20 protein-coding genes are annotated in these 19,201 nt (G+C 67.4%); 16 read left to right on the plus strand and 4 right to left on the minus strand.

Annotation, left to right across the window (positions count from 1 at the left end):
- Nucleotides 1-60 precede the first annotated feature (60 nt).
- Nucleotides 61-1,188, minus strand: coding sequence for a LysR family transcriptional regulator (locus tag AC2YHT_RS20785; RefSeq protein WP_487291792.1), 1,128 nt, complete (start codon nt 1,186-1,188; stop codon nt 61-63).
- Here AC2YHT_RS20785 and AC2YHT_RS20790 point away from each other — a divergent pair.
- The 5 genes from AC2YHT_RS20790 (at nt 1,175) to AC2YHT_RS20810 (ending at nt 6,169) form a co-directional block, all read left to right on the plus strand.
- Nucleotides 1,175-1,771 (plus strand): NADPH-dependent F420 reductase, encoded by a 597-nt coding sequence (locus tag AC2YHT_RS20790; protein WP_487291793.1) that lies wholly within the window; start codon nt 1,175-1,177, stop codon nt 1,769-1,771. The genes AC2YHT_RS20785 and AC2YHT_RS20790 overlap by 14 nt on opposite strands.
- Before the next feature lie 350 nt (nt 1,772-2,121).
- The gene (locus AC2YHT_RS20795) at nt 2,122-2,988 is read left to right on the plus strand and encodes a pirin family protein (RefSeq protein WP_487291794.1); all 867 of its coding nucleotides are present in this window, start codon (nt 2,122-2,124) and stop codon (nt 2,986-2,988) included.
- A gap of 190 nt (nt 2,989-3,178) precedes the next feature.
- The gene (locus AC2YHT_RS20800; protein ID WP_487291795.1) at nt 3,179-3,820 is read left to right on the plus strand and encodes a DedA family protein; all 642 of its coding nucleotides are present in this window, start codon (nt 3,179-3,181) and stop codon (nt 3,818-3,820) included.
- 122 nt (nt 3,821-3,942) lie between these two features.
- A complete protein-coding gene (locus AC2YHT_RS20805) occupies nt 3,943-4,572 on the plus strand; it encodes an ATP-binding protein (RefSeq protein ID WP_487291796.1) in 630 nt (209 codons plus the stop codon).
- An 85-nt stretch (nt 4,573-4,657) separates the two neighbouring features.
- Nucleotides 4,658-6,169 carry a hypothetical protein gene (locus AC2YHT_RS20810; RefSeq protein WP_487291797.1) on the plus strand — a complete coding sequence of 504 codons (1,512 nt, stop codon included), beginning with the start codon at nt 4,658-4,660 and terminating at the stop codon, nt 6,167-6,169.
- Here the strand turns inward: AC2YHT_RS20810 and AC2YHT_RS20815 are convergent.
- Nucleotides 6,121-8,100: a PAS domain-containing protein gene (locus AC2YHT_RS20815; RefSeq protein ID WP_487291798.1), complete on the minus strand. Its 1,980-nt coding sequence runs from the start codon at nt 8,098-8,100 to the stop codon at nt 6,121-6,123. The genes AC2YHT_RS20810 and AC2YHT_RS20815 overlap by 49 nt on opposite strands.
- A gap of 65 nt (nt 8,101-8,165) precedes the next feature.
- Between AC2YHT_RS20815 and AC2YHT_RS20820 the strand changes: the two genes are divergently transcribed.
- Nucleotides 8,166-8,789 carry a response regulator transcription factor gene (locus tag AC2YHT_RS20820; protein WP_487291799.1) on the plus strand — a complete coding sequence of 208 codons (624 nt, stop codon included), beginning with the start codon at nt 8,166-8,168 and terminating at the stop codon, nt 8,787-8,789.
- A gap of 107 nt (nt 8,790-8,896) precedes the next feature.
- Complete coding sequence (locus AC2YHT_RS20825; RefSeq protein WP_487291800.1) at nt 8,897-9,277, plus strand: response regulator transcription factor; 381 nt, start codon at nt 8,897-8,899, stop codon at nt 9,275-9,277.
- 75 nt (nt 9,278-9,352) lie between these two features.
- On the opposite strand, the gene AC2YHT_RS20830 is transcribed toward AC2YHT_RS20825, so the two are convergent.
- Complete coding sequence (locus tag AC2YHT_RS20830; RefSeq protein WP_487291801.1) at nt 9,353-10,114, minus strand: helix-turn-helix domain-containing protein; 762 nt, start codon at nt 10,112-10,114, stop codon at nt 9,353-9,355.
- Nucleotides 10,115-10,472: 358 nt separating this feature from the next.
- Here AC2YHT_RS20830 and AC2YHT_RS20835 point away from each other — a divergent pair, with 358 nt between their 5' ends.
- Nucleotides 10,473-12,440: a conjugal transfer protein TraG gene (locus AC2YHT_RS20835; protein WP_487291802.1), complete on the plus strand. Its 1,968-nt coding sequence runs from the start codon at nt 10,473-10,475 to the stop codon at nt 12,438-12,440.
- A 2-nt stretch (nt 12,441-12,442) separates the two neighbouring features.
- Nucleotides 12,443-12,862, plus strand: a complete 420-nt coding sequence (locus AC2YHT_RS20840) for a CopG family transcriptional regulator (RefSeq protein ID WP_487291803.1) — start codon at nt 12,443-12,445, stop codon at nt 12,860-12,862.
- Here the strand turns inward: AC2YHT_RS20840 and AC2YHT_RS20845 are convergent.
- Nucleotides 12,859-13,122 carry a hypothetical protein gene (locus AC2YHT_RS20845; protein WP_487291804.1) on the minus strand — a complete coding sequence of 88 codons (264 nt, stop codon included), beginning with the start codon at nt 13,120-13,122 and terminating at the stop codon, nt 12,859-12,861. The genes AC2YHT_RS20840 and AC2YHT_RS20845 overlap by 4 nt on opposite strands.
- Nucleotides 13,123-13,391: 269 nt before the next feature.
- On the opposite strand from AC2YHT_RS20845, the gene trbB reads away from it, so the two are divergent.
- From trbB to trbL, 7 genes are all read left to right on the plus strand, one after another.
- Complete coding sequence (trbB, locus tag AC2YHT_RS20850) at nt 13,392-14,309, plus strand: P-type conjugative transfer ATPase TrbB (RefSeq protein WP_487291805.1); 918 nt, start codon at nt 13,392-13,394, stop codon at nt 14,307-14,309.
- A gap of 50 nt (nt 14,310-14,359) precedes the next feature.
- Nucleotides 14,360-14,671 (plus strand): TrbC/VirB2 family type IV secretion system protein, encoded by a 312-nt coding sequence (locus tag AC2YHT_RS20855; RefSeq protein WP_487291813.1) that lies wholly within the window; start codon nt 14,360-14,362, stop codon nt 14,669-14,671.
- The gene (locus tag AC2YHT_RS20860) at nt 14,668-14,937 is read left to right on the plus strand and encodes a VirB3 family type IV secretion system protein (protein ID WP_487291806.1); all 270 of its coding nucleotides are present in this window, start codon (nt 14,668-14,670) and stop codon (nt 14,935-14,937) included. The genes AC2YHT_RS20855 and AC2YHT_RS20860 overlap by 4 nt, the downstream gene beginning before the upstream one ends.
- Before the next feature lie 4 nt (nt 14,938-14,941).
- Nucleotides 14,942-17,359 (plus strand): conjugal transfer protein TrbE, encoded by a 2,418-nt coding sequence (gene trbE, locus AC2YHT_RS20865; RefSeq protein WP_487291807.1) that lies wholly within the window; start codon nt 14,942-14,944, stop codon nt 17,357-17,359.
- A complete protein-coding gene (gene trbJ / locus AC2YHT_RS20870; protein ID WP_487291808.1) occupies nt 17,356-18,096 on the plus strand; it encodes a P-type conjugative transfer protein TrbJ in 741 nt (246 codons plus the stop codon). Before trbE ends, trbJ begins: the two co-directional genes overlap by 4 nt.
- Nucleotides 18,093-18,356, plus strand: a complete 264-nt coding sequence (gene trbK-alt / locus AC2YHT_RS20875) for a putative entry exclusion protein TrbK-alt (RefSeq protein ID WP_487291809.1) — start codon at nt 18,093-18,095, stop codon at nt 18,354-18,356. The genes trbJ and trbK-alt overlap by 4 nt, the downstream gene beginning before the upstream one ends.
- A partial coding sequence (trbL, locus tag AC2YHT_RS20880; protein WP_487291810.1) for a P-type conjugative transfer protein TrbL occupies nt 18,356-19,201 on the plus strand: 846 nt, incomplete at its 3' end. The genes trbK-alt and trbL, both read left to right, overlap by 1 nt.

A 19,201-nucleotide genomic window follows, 5' to 3' on the forward strand; every position in this document is an offset into this window, starting at 1 on the left:
TCGCGGGGCCTTCCCGTGTTTGGCCGCCTCATACCCGAGTATGGAATGGGCCTGGCCGGTTTAATCCAAGGCCTGGCCGCCCGATGACGAAGCAACCTGAAGCTCGAAGCGGCGGATGAGGAAGCTCGCCGCCGGCCCGGGCGGGCTGTCGCTGCGATAGATGGCCTGCAACCGGTAGGGACCGCCCTGAGCGTCGGGCATGTCGAGGACGACGAGCCGGCCGCTGGCGAGATCTTCGCGAACCATCGGCTCTGGCATGTTGCCCCAGCCGATCCCCTCGCGCAGGAGCATGTGCTTGGATCCCAGGTCCGCCAGGCGCCAGGTGCGATTACCGACCACGGCGAAATCCTGGCCTTCCGTCAGGGCGGAGCGATCGGTCAGAACGAGCTGAATGTGATCGCGGCCCGCGCCAGGATGGTTGCGGCCGGCCCGCGCCAGAGGATGATCGGGCGCTGCAACAGGGACGAGGGCAACCGATCCCACGCCAATGCGCTCGATGCCCGTGGCGCTGACGTCGAGCGGGCCGCTGACGCCGAGCGTCGCACGCCCGGTGAGCACCATGTCCGTGACCGCGCCCAAGGCCTCTGTGTAGAGACGCAAGGTCACCGCCGGGTAGGTTTCTCTAAACGCCCGCAAGGCGTCCACGACGCGATCTGCGGGCAGCATCACATCGAGCGCCAAGAGCACCTCGGGCTCGATGCCCCGTGCGAGGTCCTTGACCTTGGCCTTTAGCCCGGAAACGCCTTCGACGATGGATCGCGCCTCGGCGACGACAGCGCGACCCGCGTCCGTCAGGATCGGGCGCTTGCTGTTGTCGCGATCAAAGAGCACCACGCCCAGCTGGGCCTCGAGGTTGGCCACGCCGTAGCTGACGACCGACGGCGCGCGTCGAAGCTGTCGGGCCGCCGCGCCGAAGCTGCCGCCATCGACCACGGCGAGCAGGATGTTCAGCTGATCGAGGGTTGGGTTGCCCGGATCATTCATCGAAAATCTCGAATGTTTGCGCGGTGTTTGTTCGACATCGTCGTAGGTTCGAGACTTGGCGAAGGTCAGGCGTTCCGGCAAGCCACACGCCCGCCGGTTCCCGCCGAGCGCGTCAAATATCGACGAGGCGTCCAAGGCGGCGGGCTCGCTGATCCGCACATTCCCCGCGCTTGTGAAAGGATCCTTTGTCATGACCATCGCCATCGTCGGCTCGGGCGCGATCGGCTCGGCGCTCGCGCGTCGCTTCGCCGCCAAGGGGCTCGGCGTCCAGATCGCCAACAGCCGCGGCGCGGCTTCGATCCAGCCGCTGGTCCAGGAGCTGGGCGACGTCATTTGGCCGGTCGAACTGGACCAAGCGCTCGCCGCCGACATCGTGCTCTTCGCCGCGCCTTTCGCGGCCGCGCCCGTCATCCTTGGGCAGGTGCCCGACTGGAAAGGCCGCATCGTTGTCGACGCCACCAACGCCATCAACTTCACCAACTTCACCCCGACCGACCTTGGCGGCCGGCTGTCGTCCGAGGTCGTCGCCGAGGCCGCGGTGGGCGCGCGGCTGGTCAAGGGCTTCAACACCCTCCCGGCCGCGGTGCTCGCCGCCGCGCCGGAGTTCGCTGGCGGACACAGGGTGCTGTTCCTGGCCGGCGACGACGACAACGCCAACAAGGAAATCAGCAGGCTGGCCACGGCCTTGGGCTTCTTCCCGGTGATCCTGGGCAAGATCGCCGAAGGCGGGCGCCTGCAACAATTCGGCGGCGCGCTGATCACCCACAATCTCATCAAGATCGGCTAGGTCCGTTCGATTTTCCCGAACGGTTTCTCGGACTTTATTCGGCTGTCTCGGCCAGGTCCTCAGAGCGCAGATGGCGGCCTTCTCGCGGCGCGTCGCTGCGGGCTCATCGAAGGAACCGTGTCGTGGGTCGCACCAACATCTTTGCCGAGATCTGGAAGTTTCTCGTCTTCGTGACCGCGGTCAGGCTGCTGGCCAGGCGTTTTCGCCGCCGCCGCGCCCTGTCCTGGCGCTAACGGGGCGCTGATGACGCCCCGGCCGACCCTTCGGAAATCTCGAACAACGCCTTCGAGTTTTTCCGCGGTGAAAACGTCGCTGGCGAGCGCCACCTGAGGGTTCCCAAGGAGCCCGCCATGTCGCCCGTCCGAGAGATCAAAAGCCGCCACCGCGCCTTCCACACCCTCGAAGGCGACGGTGTCGACGTGTTGCGCGCCGTTCCAGGTCAAGGCTATGAAAGCGTCGGGCCGTTCATCTTCCTGGATCACTTCGGGCCCATCGCCTTCGATCCGGCCAAGGCCAAGGGCGCCTCGGCCCATCCCCATGCCGGCATCGAGACCCTGACCCTCCTGATCGGGGGACGGATGCGACACAAGGACAGCCTGGGCAACGCCAGCACCATGTCGCCGGGCGACGTGCAGTGGATGCGCGCCGGGCGCGGCGTCGTCCACGACGAGCAGCCTGATGTCGCGGCTATGCGCGCCGGCGACAGCACCCACGGCGTGCAGCTGTGGATCAACCTGCCCACGGGCTCCAAGCACATCGACCCCACCTATCGCCACGTCGACGCCGCGGCGATCCCGCTCCTGCCGTCGGAGGGCGGCGCGACGCGGGCGCGATTGGTGGCCGGCCAGGTGGGTCCGATCAAGGGACCCATCGAGACGTTCGGCGCGCCGTTCGCCCTGCACGTCTCCTTCGACGCCGACGACGCCCTGGTCGTGCCCACGACGAGCCAGGAACTGGCGGTCTATGTCATGCTCGGCTCGGCGCTCGTCGGGGCCGCAGCCCAATCGGTGCAGGCCGGGGAACTGGCGCGACTGGGCGCGGGGCATGCCCTGGTCCTTTCGGCCAGCGCGGGCACGGAACTCCTCGTGCTGGGCGGCGATCGTCTGGATGCGCCGATCCTGCGCTACGGCCCGTTCGTCATGAACACGCAGGAAGAGGTGCGACGGGCGATCGGCGACTACCAGGCCGGACGGATGGGAACGGTCCCCGGCGCATAAGCGCCGCGCGATCTATCCCGTTGATCGCGCGATCCTCCAAGAACCGGCGACAAGACGCGAACATCATCAGGCGATCGCTCTCCGTTCTAAAATATCGAACAAAGCGGACAATTTTATTCGGCTTCATCAACCGCGCTTACGGGCGCATTCCACCGGCGCAGCGCCTGAACGCTGCTCCCCCGAGGACACCATGATGGACGGGTTCGCCCACACCGTTTCGAGCTTCATCGCCGAACACCGCGCCTGGGCGGGTCCGATCGTGGGGCTTATCACGTTCGGCGAGTCCATAGTGGTGGTGGGCGCCTTCTTGCCCGCCACGGTCCTGCTCGTGGTCGCCGGAGGTCTGGTGGCCGCCGGCGTTCTGGACGCGACCCAGGTCGTGGCCTTCGCCCTGCTCGGCGCGATCCTCGGCGATGCGGCGTCCTATGCGCTTGGCCGGCGCCTGGGCGATCGCGCCCTGGCCCATCCTTGGCTCTCCCGCCACCAGACCCTCTTGGCCAAGACGCGGACGGCGACCCAGAAGTACGGCGTCGCGACTCTCTTCGTGGGCCGGTTCGGCGGCCCTCTGCGGGCCTTCGTGCCGATCATGGCCGGCATGATGGCCATGCCGGTTCTGCGCTTCCACATCGCCAATGCGCTGTCGGGCGTGGTGTGGGTCGCCGCCTTTCTGCTCCCGGGCTATCTGGCCGGACGCGGCGTGTCCCACGCGCTGACGATACCGTGGCAGACCCTGGCCTTGATCGTCGCGACCGGAGCGCTGGTCATCCTCGGCGCCGTGATGGTCGCGCGTCTCCTGCGCGCGCAGACCACGCCGCGTCCCTGCGCCTGCTGAGCGCGACAGCCGGCGATCCTATTCGACGCGTTCGTATTCAAGATCGGCGACAGCGGGTCTGCCAGGGTCTCGCGTGACACGGACGATCCGCCCCGGATCGCGTTTACCGGAGCCGCACGCAGATGTTTCCCAGCGCCCAGCCCAGGACGGGACAGCAAGCCGCCTGGCTCTTCGTCGATGAGCTGTCCCATCGCGTGGCCAACGACTACGCCCTGGCCGTGGCGAGCCTCTCGCGGGAGGCGTCGCGAAACCCCAGCCCCGAGGCGCGCGCGGCCCTCAACGCCGCGGCGGCCCGCCTTCATCGGCAGGCCGAGACCCATCGCGCGCTGCAGCCCCCTGTCACGCCCGACGTCATCGACCTGTCGATCTATCTGCAGTACCTTTGCGCCAGCCTGGTGCGAACAACCCTGGAAGAGCGCGAGATCCAGCTGACCTTTGTCGACGCCCCCGTGGCGCTGGAGGCTGAACGCTGCTGGCGCGTGGGCCTCGTGGTCAGCGAACTCGTCACCAACGCCGTGCGCCATGGCGATCTGGTCTGCCAGGGTTCCATACGTGTCAGCGTGGACCTCACCGAGGATGACGAGGTCCGTTGCAGGGTCGCCGACAACGGGGGCTGCCTTGGCCAGCCGCGCCCCGGTCGCGGCTGGCGGATCATCGACGCGCTCGCCCAGGAGCTGGGTGGAACCATAGTTCGACGGTTCACGACGATCGGCGCGCTGGTCACCCTGACCTTTCCCCGCGTGCGCCGGTGACAGAAGCGGACGCAGGCCCCTTGCGGGCATCTTGAACCTTGCCCGAACACCGCCAAGCTAGACCTCGATCAGATCGGGGACGGGCATGACGGCGCTGGTGGTGAACATCGAGATCCCGGACTTCACGACGATCAGCGACGAGGCGCTCGAAGAGCTTCTGCCGCACAATGATGGCGCCTGGAGCCGTCAGACGCGTTGGCTGATGAAGCACTTTGGAGCCAGCGATCTTAACCTCAACGCCGCCTGGGCCTTGCGCTCCACGCGCTGGACCTGCCCTTGTTGTCGGCGGAGCAAGTCTGAGATCGCGCGCCTGACGCCGGCCGGCATTCTCCTCTGCCAGCTCGACTTCCACCATGACCACCTGCGCGATCACGCCGAAAAGCTGTTCGCGGCCTGTCGCCCACCCATCGAGGCTGACGAAGCGCTGCGACGGCGTTGGCACGCCGGCGTCAGCGCCTGCAAGAACCTGATCGAGCGCTTCGGGCCACAAACCCTCTGCACCGACTGCAACACCGCCGAGGGCAAGGCCAAGCTGAAGCTCAAGGACGTCGTTCCGGATCCTTTCAGCTTCTCGCCGTTGGAAATCCGCCGCTTCATCGCCATCGAAGCCAATCGCATGCACGAGGTCGACCTCGAGGCCGCCCGACGGGTCTGGGAGGAGGTGCGTCCCGCGTTCGAGGGACGCCTGGCCTTGGCGAGCCTCCTGGGCGAACGCCTGCTCGCGGGCGATCTGCTCAAGGAACACGGCGAGTTTCTGGATCCGCGTCAGCCGGGCGCCGCCGAGCCCCTGACCGCATTGTTGGTCGCCTCGAGCCGCGGCCGGATCGACCCCAATAGAATCGCGGGCGAGATCTGGAGCCGATCGTGCCGCGCCGGCGGTGTGGGGTCTTCGATCGCCAACAAACGTCGCAAGCGCACCGCCGCCCCAACCGACGCTGAGTTCGCGGCCCTCGACGCTGAGCATCAGCTTTCACCGCCGTGGCGCGACGCCGGCCCCGATTGGTGCTGTGCGGTCTGCGAGCGCGGCAAGCGGGCGATCTGTCGCCAATCCAACAAGGGGCGATGGACCGCCCGTATCCACGGCTTCGAGGACTTCGTTGCGGAAACCGACAAGGGCCAGCTCTACCGGCGGGACGAGGAGGCCGCGCTCGTCATCAGTCACCAACGCCAAGTGCTGATATGCCAGGACTGCCGGGAGATCGTCACGGTGTTCCGCACGCGCCACCAGGGGCTGTCGGGCCAGGTGCTCACGGTCGATGATCTTCGCGCGGCGATCCTGGCCGTTGGCCCCAACCAGCGCCATGACGTCGATTACGACGCCGTGCTGCAGGCGGCTCGCAACGCGGCGGCCTTGACCGAGGCGGTCGAGCGCTTCCGCCGCCACTGGTCGCTCGCCGTCTATGTCTCCGGCCAGTACGACCATCTCGTGCGCTACGGTTGTTACGACCACGACACCGCTATCGACACCCTGAGCAACGAAATCCCATCCTGGGGATGGCTGGACGCCAGGGAAAATGTCGTCTGGCTGCTAGAGGAAGCCCGGCGCCTTCACCGGGTCTCCAGAAGGGCGGAAGGCGCGGATGCATCGGCCGCCTGAAAGGCGGGCAGACGCAGGCGGAAGGTCGCGCCGCGCGCTGGGCCGTCATCAACGGCGATGTCGCCGCCATGGGCCTCGATGATCGTTTTGCAGATCGAAAGGCCCATGCCCATGCCGCTGGCCTTGGTGGTGTAGAAGGCGTTGAAGAGCTGGTCGCGGCGTTCTGGCGCGACACCGGGGCCCGTGTCGCTGACCGACATCACCACATGGCCGTGATCCTGGGCCGTGCGGATCGTTAGGTTGCGATCGACGCCGCCGGCCTCGGCCATCGCCTGCACGGCGTTGACCATCAGATTGACCACGACCTGCTGCAGTTGCACGCGATCGGCGTCCACCTCGGGCAGATCGGGCGCCAACTGCAGCTGCAGCGCCACGTCATGAGCCGCCAGTTCACGGCGGACGAGCAGGGTGGCGTCCTCGACCAGGCCGTTGACCTCGACCCTGACCTTCTCGGGCTCGCCCTTGACGGCCATGGTCCGGATCCGCCCGATAATGCCTGAAGCGCGGGTGGCTTCACCGATCATGCGATCGATAGCCTTGCGCACCTCTTCCAGATCGGGCGTGTCGCGCCGCAGCCAGCGCATGCCCGCCTCGCCGTTGGTCACGATGGCGGTAAGCGGTTGGTTGACCTCATGGGCGATCGAGGCGGTCAGTTCGCCCAGGGTCGAGATCCGCGCGGCGTGGGCAAGCTCGGACTGCACGCGCTGGAGATCTTCTTGGGCGCGGATCCGATCGGAAATGTCGATGATGCCCACCAGCGTCGTGCCGCGAGGCAGATGCTCGCGGGGAAAGCAGCAGGTGAACAGGCCATCGAAGTCGCGCCCGTCATGGGTGCGAAACTTGGTCTCCGCCTCGAAGTGGGATTTGCGCTCCAAGGAGGCCATGACGCTGGCGGCGAAGATGTGCTCGCTCGCCGGCGGCCAGAACCGCGCCACGGGCCCGACCAGCTGGTCGCGGGTGGCGTTGAAGAGCTGCAGCGACTTGTCGTTGACGTCGACGACCTGGCTGCACTCCATCATCTCGCGCACGAAACCGGGATGGTCCGCGATGTGGCCACGCAGGTCCGTCACGCCCTGGGCCTTCAGCCGGCCCAGGATGCCGGCGAGGGCCGAGAAATCCAGCTCCCAGAACGACACGCTCATGGCGTGGAAGACGTTGCGGAAGCGGTACTCACTGCGCCTCAAAGCGTCCTCGGCGCGACGGCTTTCGGTGATGTCGCGTCCGGTCTCAAGGATCTCGACAGGCGTGCCGGTCTCGTCACGACGCAGCGACCAGCGCGTGGAGATCACCGCCTCGCGGCCGTCGGCCAGACGGCGGGTGACTTCGCCTTGCCACTGGTCGGTGGCCAGCAGCTGGGCGTTGATTTCCTCAAGGGGCGAGGGAAAGTGGGATTGAAGCAGGTCGTGGGCGTTGGAGAGCCGAGCGATCTCACGGCCGTAGCCATAGAGTTCCTGCGAACCCTGGTTCCAGAAGGTGATGTTGTCGTGCAGGTCGCGCACGAAGATAGCGTCGTGAGCCAGGTCGAGCATGCCCGCCAGCTCCTGCTTTCGCCGAGCGACGTCGAACACCAGGATGTAGAACCCCTCGAACCCCGAAGGCCCCATCTTGGGCACGTAGCGGATCGCTGCGTCACGCACGCCGCCGTCGCGGTGCGGAACCACCGCGTCGAAGGCCACTTGCTCGCCGGCCGCGACGCGGTCGAGAAACGGACGACGGGACGCGTAGAGGTCGGGGCCGATGAAGTCGAGCATCGGCTTGCCGACGAGCTCCTCGGGCGCCCGGCCGTACCATTCTCGGTGGAAGTCGTTGGCGAACCGGCAGACATGGTCGGCGTCGAAAAACGAGATCAAGGCCGGCACGGCGTTGGTGATGGCGCGCAGGTCTTCGGGCGAGGCGCCAGTCTGTTCGGCGGCGTCGAAGGCCTTCAACATCATCCTCACCAAAGGTTGCGCGCCTTTATTGACGGCGCGCGATGGGTGGTCCAGCTATCAGGCAAATGTCCGAGCCCACTGTCCACATCGTTGATGACGACGCCGCTGTCCGAGACGCGCTCGACAGCCTGTTCCGCTCCGTCGGCCTGCAAACCCGCCTCTTTTCCACCGCCCAGGACTTCTTCAAGTCCGGACATGCGCATGACAAAGGATGCCTTGTCTTGGATATCCGGTTGCCGGGCGTCAGCGGGCTCGACTTCCAGAGCCAGCTCAACGCGGCCGACATCCGCATGCCGGTGGTGCTGATGACCGGGCATGGCGATATTCCCATGACCGTTCGGGGCATGAAGGCCGGCGCCATCGACTTCCTGGCCAAGCCTTTTCGCGACCAGGACATGCTCGACGCGGTCATGGCCGCCATCGCCAAGGACGACGCCCAGCGCCACGAGCAGAGCGGCGTTGATGAGGCGCGCCAACGCTACGAGACCCTGACCCCGCGCGAACGCCAAGTGATGGGCCTGGTCGCCACGGGTCTGATGAGCAAGCAGATCGCCTTTGAGATCGGCTTGTCGGAAGTGACCGTGAAAATCCATCGCAGCACGGCGATGCGGAAGATGGGCGCCAAGTCGATGCTCGAGTTCGCGCGCCTGGCCGAACTGCTGGACCTGAAAGCGGCGGCTGCGTCATAGCGCCATACACCCGAGTATTATTTCCCGGCGCGCCCGCTTCAGGCACCTAGGCGGCGTCGTTGTCGCCAGCCTCCTCCCGCGGTCGACGCGCAACAGAGGATGCCCTGGTGTCGCAAGTTCCGTTGATTTGCGTGGTCGATGACGACGAGGCGGTCCGCACGTCGCTCGAAGCGCTGATCCGGTCGCTGGGCTACGGGATCGCAAGCTTTGACTCCGCCGCGGCTTTCCTCGGCTCGGACCAGGTCACCGCTGCCGACTGCGTCATCAGCGATGTTCAGATGCCGGGCCTCAGCGGCTTTGACCTCAAGATCGCGCTCACCGACCGCGGCGTCGCCACCCCCGTCATCCTGATCACCGCCTTCGACGACGCGCGCACCCAACAACGCGGGCTTGAGCTGGGCGCGGCGTGCTTCCTGCAGAAGCCCTTTACCGGCGAGGCGATCGTCACTTGCCTTGAGCGCGCCTTGTCGGGCTCATCGGCGATCTAGGAGCCACCCGCCCATCCCAGGAAGGCGACATCTCTGCCTGATAGCCGAGGTGCGCCGAACGCTAAGTCGCCACACCTATCGATGCTCCGGGCGTTTCCAAGGCTTTGCGATCTGCCCGTCTTCATAGAGGACTTCATCGACCATCTCGGACACGACCACTTCGATGGTGCGTTTACAGCGCTCGCCATCGGTCAGCACGTCAGCGGCGCTGAACGATAGAACGCGAACGCCTCGCGCCACCAAAGCCGTCTCGATGCGTAGCTTCTCGGGGAGCCGTTCGCCGGGGCGACGCTGATCTACGAAGATCGCCAACTCCCGGACCTTGTCTTCATGTCGGCACTCTATCCCGACGGTCGGGGTGACGCCGTGCATCGTGGGCCAGAATACGTAGCTCGTCCGCCAACCCTTTTGAGGCCAACTGCTCCACGCCTCGCAGAGATCGGCGGTGTTGTAGCCATCTTCAAAGCCGATCAGGTGACCACAAAGCACCCGCTCGGCCGGTGTCGCTTCAGCCCTTACAAGGTCCTGGTAGCGATCGGTGAACCGCGAAGCTCTCTCGTCCCCGAGCCGGGCAAGGATCACCGAGACGGCCCGCTCTGCATCCTCGACGCTGGCTTCAGGGGTCAAGGCAGGCGCAGGTTGCCAGGGTGGAACTTCCCTGGCCAGCGCCGCGAGCGCCAGGCGGAGCATGACCGGCGCCGTGCGCCGTCCGGCCTCCCAGTCCTCAACAGTGCGCACACCCGCGCCCAAGCGGCTGGCGAGTTCAGCACGAGTCATGTCGAGCTCGGTGCGGAAAAGCCGAATGTCCTGCGACGACAAGGCTTCCAAATCTGCCATGATCACCTCCACGCACATGAGAGTATGCCCACGCAATGCGTGGAGTCTAGGCGATTTGCGTGGGCAGTCAGAATATTTGGCTCGAGCCCGCGACGACTCTCATTCAAGGCTGACGACCGTAGTCGGGGAGTTGGAAAAGTCGTGCGAGGACCCCCAGGGTTTTGGCGCGAGCGCTTGGACATGCCGCTAGGCTCCCCGACCAAGGCCTCCATCGGTTAGCGCGCCGCCCCCGCGTCGTCAAAGATCGGATCTACGCCGCCGCCTGTCTTTGCACGCCAGCGCACGACGCGCGCTTTTTGCCCCTGGCGTCCTGCCTTCCTGACGCAATTGGTCTGTCTCCGCCTGTGTGGAGACGACCGTGTCGCCGACCAGAATCCTCTGGCTGCCCATCGCCGTCGTGGCCGGGACCGTTCTGGTCACGACCTGGACGGCGACCCAGATCACCGCCCACGCGCTCGGCCACCAGCCAGAGCTGGGTGCGCCCTGGTTTGTCCTGGCGCACTACCGCGTCTACCCGCCGCCGGCCTTCTTCTGGTGGTGGTTCGCCTTCGACGCCTACGCGCCAGCGATCTTCCTGCGGGGCGCGGCGGTGGCGGCCAGCGGCGGCCTGCTCTCAGCGGGCGCGGCCATCTTGCTGTCGGTCTGGCGCGCCCGCGAACGAGGGCGGGCCGGCACGTTCGGCACCGCGCGGTGGGCTTCGCCCCAGGAAATCCGCCAAGCGGGCCTGCTCGGCGACCAAGGCGTCGTGCTCGGGCGCCATGACCAAGACTATCTTCGCCACCAAGGGCCAGAGCACGTTCTCTGCTTTGCCCCGACGCGTTCGGGCAAGGGCGTCGGCCTGGTCGTGCCTAGCCTCCTGACCTGGCCCGGCTCGACGATCGTCCATGACATCAAGGGCGAGAACTGGACGCTGACGGCGGGCTTTCGGGCGAGCCTTGGCCGGGTGCTGCTGTTCGATCCCACCGACCAGGGTTCGTCAGCCTACAACCCGCTCCTGGAGGTGCGCCGCGGCGAGAACGAGGTGCGCGACGTCCAGAACGTGGCCGACATTCTGGTTGATCCAGAAGGCTCGCTCGACAAGCGCAGCCATTGGGAAAAAACCAGCCACGCGCTCTTGGTCGGCGCGATCCTGCATGTGCTCTACGCCGAGACCGACAAGACCCTGGCCGGCGTGGCCACCTTCCTCTCGGACCCCAAGCGCACGATCGAACAGACCCTGGCGGTGATGATGCGCACCCCGCATCTGGGCGAGGACGGACCTCACCCCGTCGTCGCCAGCGCCGCGCGCGAGCTTCTGAACAAGAGCGACAACGAGCGCTCCGGGGTGCTGTCCACGGCCATGACCTTCCTGGGCCTCTACCGCGATCCGGTCGTGGCGCGGGTGACGGCGCGATGCGACTGGCGCATCGCCGATCTTGTCGAGGGCGGGCCGTGCTCGCTCTATCTCGTCGTCCCGCCCTCGGACGTCAGCCGCACCAAACCGCTCATTCGGCTGATCCTGAACCAGATCGTTCGCCGCCTCACCGAGAGCCTGCACGGCGTGGACGAGCGCCAGCGCCTTCTGCTCATGCTCGACGAGCTGCCCGTCCTAGGCCGCCTCGATTTCCTGGAGAGCACGCTGGCGTTCATGGCCGGCTACGGGGTCAAGGCGTTCCTGATCACCCAATCGCTCAACCAGGTCGAGCGCGCCTACGGGCCCAACAACGCCATTCTCGACAACTGTCATGTGCGCGTCTGCTTCGCCACCAATGACGAGCGCACCGCCAAGCGCATCTCCGACGCCTTGGGTACGGCGACCGAGGAGCGGGCCATGCGCAACTATGCGGGCCACAGGCTCTCGCCCTGGCTTGGCCATCTGATGGTCTCCAAGGCGGAATCGCCCCGCCCCCTGCTGACGCCCGGCGAGATCATGCAACTGCCGGCCGACGACGAGGTGGTCATGCTGGCCGGCTCCGCGCCGATCCGGGCCCGCAAGGCGCGCTACTTTGAGGATCCGCGCCTGGCGCGGCGGATCTTGCCGCCGCCCTCACCCTGGCGGGCCGTGGAGCCGCGCCCCGACGATTGGTGCGGGCGCGCGGTCCCGGCTCACGACGCTGGTCCCGTCGGCGGCTCCTCCCTCGGCGAGAGCGATGGCGAAGGACCTTCGCCGCGCGCGCTCGATCTGGCCTCGTCCCTGACCGAGCCCGCCAGCTTCGCCGACGAGTTCGCCTTCGAGGACGGCGGGGCGGAGGGAGACCTCGACGCCGCGGCTACGCGTCTTGATCGGCGGATGTCGGGAACGGCGAGGTTGGCGGCGCTCGATCCGGACGATGGCGTGGAGCTTTAGACATGCGCAGCAAGCACACCTTTCGCCTTCCACCGGGCCTGGCGCGGCGTCTGGCGGACTATGCGCTGCGAAAGCGCATTTCCCAGGCGCTGGTCGTTGAGGCCGCGCTGGAGTCCTTCCTGTCGCCCGACGGCGCTGAACAGCTTGAGGCGGCGCTCAGCCGGCGCCTGGATCGCCTCTCGCGCCAAGCCGATCGTCTCGAGCAGCAAGGTCTCATCGCCAGTGAGGCGATCGGCCTCTTCGTCCGGTTCTGGCTGGCCAACACCCTGGCCCTTCCTGAAGCGGCCCTGGCCGCCCAGCAAGCCAAGGGACGTGAGCGCTACGACAACTTCCTGGCCGCGCTCGGCCGACGGATCGCCAAGGGCAAGACATTGTCGCAGGATATCGCCGCGACCCAGCCCGATGATCTGGTCGAGCCCTAGGTCGGGGGCTCTTCGTCCCATCGATCCGCGCCCAGGGCCCGCAACATCTCAAGCTTGAGAACGGCCTCGCGGTGTATCTGGGCTTCGAGGGCCGAGCACCTCTGATCCAGCGCCCGCTGATCATCGCGGTGCGCCACCACCAGCGCGGCGGCGAGCAATTCGGCCAGCCGCGCGATCACCTGTTCGACCCGCTCTGGATCGCGATTGGCCAGGGCCAGTTCGGTGATCACAAGCGCCCTGATCTTGTCGGTGAAATCCATGCGCTCAACCATGTGAGCACCATCACCGCGCCCACCACCTTGGGCAAGCTGAACCACGGGCGTTTTTCCGGGTCTCCGCACTGCCGGCTCTACGCAAACCCGGCCCTCCTACGCCATCGCCTGTCTTTGCGCGCCATACCTCGCTCGACCCAAAGCGCTTGTTGCGCGACCTGGACGGCGGCCTTCTCTAGTGAGCCTCCGCTCGACGCCGAGGCTCTGTCGTGTCCCTTCATCCCCTTGCTCGCGAACCCGCGCAGCGCAGTCAGCGCATGCTGCGCACCGCGCTGGGGCCGACGATCAGCGCCTGGCTCGCCGAGGCCGATGTGGTCGAGGTGATGCTCAATCCCGATGGCCGGCTCTGGGTGGAGCGGCTGGGCGAGGGGCTACTTGCGACCGACGCGATCCTCGGCGCCGCCGACGCCGAGCGGATCGTCCGTCTCGTGGCTCACCATGTCGGCGTCGAGGTTCACGCCCGAAGCCCCAGGGTTTCGGCCGAACTGCCCGAGGGCGGCGAGCGCTTCGAGGGCCTGCTGCCGCCGGTGGTCACGGCGCCGATCTTCGCCATCCGCAAGCCGGCGATCCAGGCCCTGCGACTGGCCGACTATGTCAGGGCCCATATGATGGATCAGCGCCAGGCCCGGCTGCTCAAGGCCGCGATCGCCGATCGCAAGAACATCCTCATCGCCGGCGCCACCTCCAGCGGCAAGACCACCCTGGCCAACGCCTTGCTCGCCGAACTGGCCGAGCGCGACGAGCGGATCGTGCTGATCGAAGACACGATCGAGTTGCGATGCCCAGCCGCCAACACGGTGGCTTTGCGCAGCAAGGAGGGCGTGGCCTCCCTGACCGAGCTTCTGCGCTCGACCCTTCGGCTGCGGCCTGACCGGATCATCATCGGCGAGGTACGCGGTCCCGAGGCGCTCGACCTGATCAAGGCCTGGGGCACGGGCCATCCGGGCGGGGTGGCGACCATCCACGCCGGCACGCCGTTGGGGGCGCTGCGCCGGCTCGAGCAGCTGATCCAGGAGACGGCGACGTCCGTTCCGCGCGCCCTCATCGCCGAAACCATCGACCTCGTCGCCGTCCTGTCCGGACGCGACGGCCCGCGCCGGCTCACCGACCTCGTCGTCGTCGAGGCGCTCGCGGACGGCGACTACGTGCTCTCACCCCTAGGAGACCCGCAATGACCTCGCCCCATGCGCCCGCGCGCCGCAAACGCCGGCTGCTGGCCGGATCCATGCTCGATCGGCTCGGCTGCGCCGCCATCACCGCCGGCGGCCTCCTCTACGCGCTGCCGGCCAGGGCGGCGGGCTCCTCGATGCCCTGGGAAGCGCCCCTGCAATCGATCCTGGAATCGATCGAGGGGCCGGTCGCCAAGATCGTCGCGGTGATCGTGATCATCGTGACGGGGCTGTCGCTGGCGTTCGGCGAGACGTCGGGCGGGTTTCGCCGCCTGATCCAGATCGTGTTCGGCCTTTCGATCGCCTTCGCCGCCTCCAGCTTCTTCCTGTCGTTCTTCTCGTTCGGCGGCGGAGCGATGATCGCATGAGCCCCGGCGATATTCCCGCCGGCTACCACGCCGTCGTGCATCGCGCGCTGCTGGAGCCGATCCTGCTCGCCGGCGCGCCCCGCACGGTGGCGATCGCCAACGGCACGCTCGCCGCCGCCATCGGTCTGGGCCTTCGGCTCTGGATCGTCGGTCTGGTCATCTGGATGATCGGTCACGGCCTGGCGGTCTGGGCGGCGCGCTACGACGTGCAGTTCGTCGAGGTGGGACGACGCCACCTGCGCTATCCGCCGTACTTGCGGGTCTGAGCCGATGATGGCGCTCAAGGCCTATGGCGACCGGACCCCGGCCCTGGCCGATTTTCTGCCGTGGGCGGCGCTGGTCGCAGAAGGGGTCGTTCTCAACAAGGACGGCAGTCTTCAGCGGACCGCCCGCTTTCGCGGCCCGGATCTCGACAGCGCCACCCTGGCCGAGCTGACGGCGACGACGGCGCGGCTGAACAACGCCCTGCGCCGGCTCGGTTCGGGATGGGCGCTGTTCGTCGAGGCCAGACGGGATCCGGCGCCCAGCTACGCCGCGAGCCGATTTCCCGATCGGGTTTCGGCGCTGGTGGATCTGGAGCGGCGCGAACAGTTCGCCGAGGACGGATCACACTTTGAGTCCCGCTACTACCTGACCTTCGTCTGGCGCCCGCCCGCCGAGGACGTCTCGCGCCTGGGGGCGCTGATGTTCGAGGGACGGGCCTCACGAGGACCCGACGCCTGGGAGGAGGCCCAAGGCTTCATTCAACGGACGGATCGCGTCCTGCAGCTGATTGAGGGCTTCATGCCCCTGGCCGCCTGGCTGGACGATGCGGCGACGCTGACGTTCCTGCATGGCGCGGTCTCGACCACGCGCCAGACGGTTCGCGTGCCCGAGACGCCGATGCACCTGGACGTGCTCTTGGCCACCCAGCCGCTGATCGGCGGTCTGGAGCCACGCCTGGGCGACCAGCACCTGCGGGTGCTCACCGTGATCGGCTTTCCGAGCGTGACCTTCCCCGGAATTCTCGACGAGCTGAACCGGCTGGCCATTCCTTACCGCTGGTCGACGCGGGCGCTGATGCTCGACAAGACCGACGCGGTCAAACTGCTCTCGAAGATCCGCAGGCAATGGTTCGCCAAGCGCAAGTCGATCAGCGCCATTCTCAAGGAGGTGATGACCAACGAGGCCTCCTCGCTGGTCGACACCGATGCAGCCAACAAGGCCGCCGACGCTGATGCGGCTCTGCAGGATCTGGGCGCCGATGACGTCGCCCAGGCCTTCGTCACCGCAAGCGTGGTGGTCTGGGACGCCGATCCGAGGGTCGCCAACGACAAGCTTCGTCTCGTCGAGAAGGTCATCCAAGGACGGGACTTCACGGTCATCCCCGAAAGCCTGAACGCCGTGGAGGCCTGGCTTGGCAGCCTGCCGGGCCAGGTCTACGCCAACGTCCGTCAGCCGCCGATTTCGACGGTCAACCTCGCCCACATGATGCCGCTCTCGGCGGTGTGGGCCGGGCCGAACGGCGACGCGCACCTTGGTGGCCCGCCGCTGCTCCAGGCGCGCACCGACGGCTCCACGCCCTTCCGGTTTTCGCTCCACGTCGGCGATGTCGGCCATGCCCTGGTGGTGGGACCAACCGGGGCGGGCAAGTCGGTGCTGCTGGCCGTCCTCGCCCTATCGTTTCGCCGCTACGCCGGCGCCCAGATCTTCGCCTTCGACTTCGGGGGCTCGATCCGGGCTGCGGTGCTGGCCATGGCCGGACGGTTCCATGATCTGGGCGCGGACGGCGCGCCCGCTCTCCAGCCGCTGGCGCGCGTCGATAATCTGGCCGAACGGGCTTGGGCGCTCGACTGGCTCACGGCCCTGCTCACCCGCGAGAGCGCCGCGCCGGGCCCCGAAGGGCGCCAGCACCTGTGGTCGGCTCTGGACGCCCTGGCCAGCACACCGCTCGATCAGCGAAGCCTGGCGGGGCTGGCGGCGCTTCTTCAGGACGCGCCGCTGAAGCTGGCGTTGTCGCCCTACTGTCTGGGCGGACCGGCGGGCCGGCTGCTGGACGCCGATCATGAGAATCTCGGCGTCGCCGATCTGGAAGCCTACGAGATCGAGGGGCTGGTCGGCACGCCCGGCGCGGCGGCGGTGCTGTCCTATCTTTTCCACCGCATCGAGGCGCGGCTGGACGGTCGGCCGACCCTGGTGATCATCGACGAGGGCTGGCTGGCGCTGGATGATCCGCTGTTCGCCGGCCAGGTGCGCGAGTGGCTCAAGACCCTGCGCAAGAAAAACGCCAGCGTCGTCTTCGCCACCCAATCCCTGGCCGACATCGAGGGCAGCACGATCGCGCCGGCGATCATCGAAAGCTGCCCTACGCGCCTGTTCCTGCCCAACGCCCGGGCTCTGGAACCGCAGATCGCCGAGGTCTACCGAAGCTTCGGCCTCAACGCCCGGCAGATCGAAATCCTCGCCCGGGCCACGCCCAAGCGCGACTACTACTGCCAGTCGCCGGTGGGCGACCGCCTCTTCGAGCTGGGGCTGGGCGAAGTGGCCCTGGCCTTCGCTGCGGCGTCTTCAAAGAGCGATCACGCCGCCATGGACCGTGTCCTGGCCAGCGCCGGTCCTGACGGCTTCGCGCAAGCTTGGCTCGTGGAGCGGGGACTCGACTGGGCGGCCGACCTTCTCTCGACCCTGCCACAGGAGATTCTGTCATGACCCCGCGCCTTGCTCGTCGCCGGCTGCTGCTGGCGGTCAGCGTCCTCGCGTCGGCTCCGGCCGTCGCGCTCGCGCAGTTAACCGTCTTCGACCCGTCCAACTACGCCCAGAACCTGCTGACCGCGACCCGTTCGCTGCAGCAGATCAACAACCAGATCACCAGCCTTCAGAACCAGGCCCAGTCGCTCGTCAACCAGGCCCGCAACCTGACCACGCTGCCCTACTCGGCGCTGGATACGCTGCAGAACCAGTTGCAGCGCACCCGCGCCCTGGTCGACGAGGCCAAGGGCCTGGCGATGCGGGTCAGCGATATCGAGGCGGCGTTCAAGGCCGCCTATCGGTCCGCCGATCTGAGCGCCGGCGATCTTGACCTGGTGGCCGACGCCCGCACGCGCTGGGCCAACAGCGTAGGCGCCTTCCAAGACGCCTTAAAGGTGCAGGCCGGCGTCGTTGGCAATCTCGACCAGGCCCGTTCGGAGATGAGCGTCCTGGTGAGCGCCAGCCAATCGGCAAGCGGCGCTCTGCAGGCCGCGCAGGCGGGCAACCAGCTTCTCGCGCTACAGTCTCAGCAGCTTTCGGACCTGATCACCCTGCTGGCCGCCTCGGGCCGGGCCCAGACCCTGGAGGCGGCGCAGCGCGCGGCCGCGCAGGACCAGGCCCGCGAACAGCTTCGGCGCTTCCTGACGCCCGGAACCGGCTATCAGCCCGGCTCGGCCAAGATGTTCAACCAGCCATGAGCGCGCGCCTGGCTTTCCGCCTGGGCGCGATCGGCCTGGCCGCCCTGGTCGTTCTGGTCACCGTGCTCGAGGCCGGACGCAAGACGCCCGCCCCGCCGCCGGCGCCGGTGATCGCCGCGCCCGCCTATCCCAAGGTCCACCAGGCCGAACTGGCGCGATGCCAGGCGCTCGGCGCGGCAGGCGCGCAAGAGCCGACCTGCCTGAAGGCCTGGGCCGATGCGCGCACGCGCTTCCTGGGCGGGGCGGAGGCCAAGCGCTGATGGAGGGGCCAGGCGTCATCGACCGGTTCCTGGGCGTCTTCACCGCCTATATCGACTCCGGGTTTGGCCTGCTCGGCGGCGAGGTGGCGTTCATCGCCACGACCCTGATCGTCATCGACGTCACCCTGGCCGCAGTCTTCTGGAGCCTGGGCGAAGGCGAGGACGTCATCGCGCGCCTGATCCGCAAGACGCTCTTCATCGGGGCCTTCGCCTATCTGATCGGCAACTGGAACGCCCTGGCCAGGATCATCTTCGAGAGCTTCGCGGGCCTTGGCCTGAAGGCGTCCGGGACCGGCTTCGCCGCCGCCGACCTTCTTCGTCCCGGCCGTGTCGCCCAGGCTGGGATCGATGCTGGCCGCCCGCTGCTGGAGAGCATTTCGGGCCTGATGGGCTATGTCGCCTTCTTCGAGAATTTCATCCAGATCGCCATCCTGCTGGTGGCCTGGCTGATCGTCGTGCTGAGCTTCTTCGTCCTGGCGGTCCAGCTCTTCGTGACGCTGATCGAGTTCAAGCTGACGACCCTGTGCGGCTTCGTGCTGATGCCCTGGGGGCTCTTTGGCAAGACCGCCTTCCTCGCCGAGCGCGTGCTCGGGGCGGTCGTGGCCTCCGGCGTAAAGGTCATGGTGCTGGCCGTCGTGGTCGGCATCGGCTCGACGCTGTTTGCGCAATTCACCGCCGGCTTCTCCTCCAGTCAGCCGACGATCGAGGAGGCCCTGGCCGTGGTGCTGGCCTCGCTGTGCCTGCTTGGCCTGGGGCTCTTCGCCCCCGGGATCGCCAGCGGCTTGATCGCGGGCGGCCCCCAGCTTTCGGCCGGAGCGGCCGTGGGCGCTGGGGCCGCGGCCGGC

The sequence above is a fragment of the Caulobacter sp. SRI_008 genome (genome assembly GCF_057586355.1).

Excerpts from the sequence above, each read along its gene's own strand:
- AC2YHT_RS20820 (WP_487291799.1), top strand. The coding sequence starts at position 8,166 with ATGTCCGAGCCCACTGTCCACATCGTTGATGACGACGCCGCTGTCCGA.
- AC2YHT_RS20830 (WP_487291801.1), bottom strand. The coding sequence starts at position 10,114 with ATGGCAGATTTGGAAGCCTTGTCGTCGCAGGACATTCGGCTTTTCCGC.
- AC2YHT_RS20785 (WP_487291792.1), bottom strand. The coding sequence starts at position 1,188 with ATGGCGATGGTCATGACAAAGGATCCTTTCACAAGCGCGGGGAATGTG.
- AC2YHT_RS20840 (WP_487291803.1), top strand. The coding sequence starts at position 12,443 with ATGCGCAGCAAGCACACCTTTCGCCTTCCACCGGGCCTGGCGCGGCGT.
- AC2YHT_RS20800 (WP_487291795.1), top strand. The coding sequence starts at position 3,179 with ATGATGGACGGGTTCGCCCACACCGTTTCGAGCTTCATCGCCGAACAC.
- AC2YHT_RS20795 (WP_487291794.1), top strand. The coding sequence starts at position 2,122 with ATGTCGCCCGTCCGAGAGATCAAAAGCCGCCACCGCGCCTTCCACACC.
- trbB (WP_487291805.1), top strand. The coding sequence starts at position 13,392 with ATGCTGCGCACCGCGCTGGGGCCGACGATCAGCGCCTGGCTCGCCGAG.
- trbJ (WP_487291808.1), top strand. The coding sequence starts at position 17,356 with ATGACCCCGCGCCTTGCTCGTCGCCGGCTGCTGCTGGCGGTCAGCGTC.
- AC2YHT_RS20815 (WP_487291798.1), bottom strand. The coding sequence starts at position 8,100 with ATGTTGAAGGCCTTCGACGCCGCCGAACAGACTGGCGCCTCGCCCGAA.
- AC2YHT_RS20805 (WP_487291796.1), top strand. The coding sequence starts at position 3,943 with ATGTTTCCCAGCGCCCAGCCCAGGACGGGACAGCAAGCCGCCTGGCTC.
- AC2YHT_RS20845 (WP_487291804.1), bottom strand. The coding sequence starts at position 13,122 with ATGGATTTCACCGACAAGATCAGGGCGCTTGTGATCACCGAACTGGCC.
- AC2YHT_RS20810 (WP_487291797.1), top strand. The coding sequence starts at position 4,658 with ATGACGGCGCTGGTGGTGAACATCGAGATCCCGGACTTCACGACGATC.
- AC2YHT_RS20855 (WP_487291813.1), top strand. The coding sequence starts at position 14,360 with ATGCTCGATCGGCTCGGCTGCGCCGCCATCACCGCCGGCGGCCTCCTC.
- AC2YHT_RS20790 (WP_487291793.1), top strand. The coding sequence starts at position 1,175 with ATGACCATCGCCATCGTCGGCTCGGGCGCGATCGGCTCGGCGCTCGCG.
- trbE (WP_487291807.1), top strand. The coding sequence starts at position 14,942 with ATGATGGCGCTCAAGGCCTATGGCGACCGGACCCCGGCCCTGGCCGAT.
- trbK-alt (WP_487291809.1), top strand. The coding sequence starts at position 18,093 with ATGAGCGCGCGCCTGGCTTTCCGCCTGGGCGCGATCGGCCTGGCCGCC.
- AC2YHT_RS20860 (WP_487291806.1), top strand. The coding sequence starts at position 14,668 with ATGAGCCCCGGCGATATTCCCGCCGGCTACCACGCCGTCGTGCATCGC.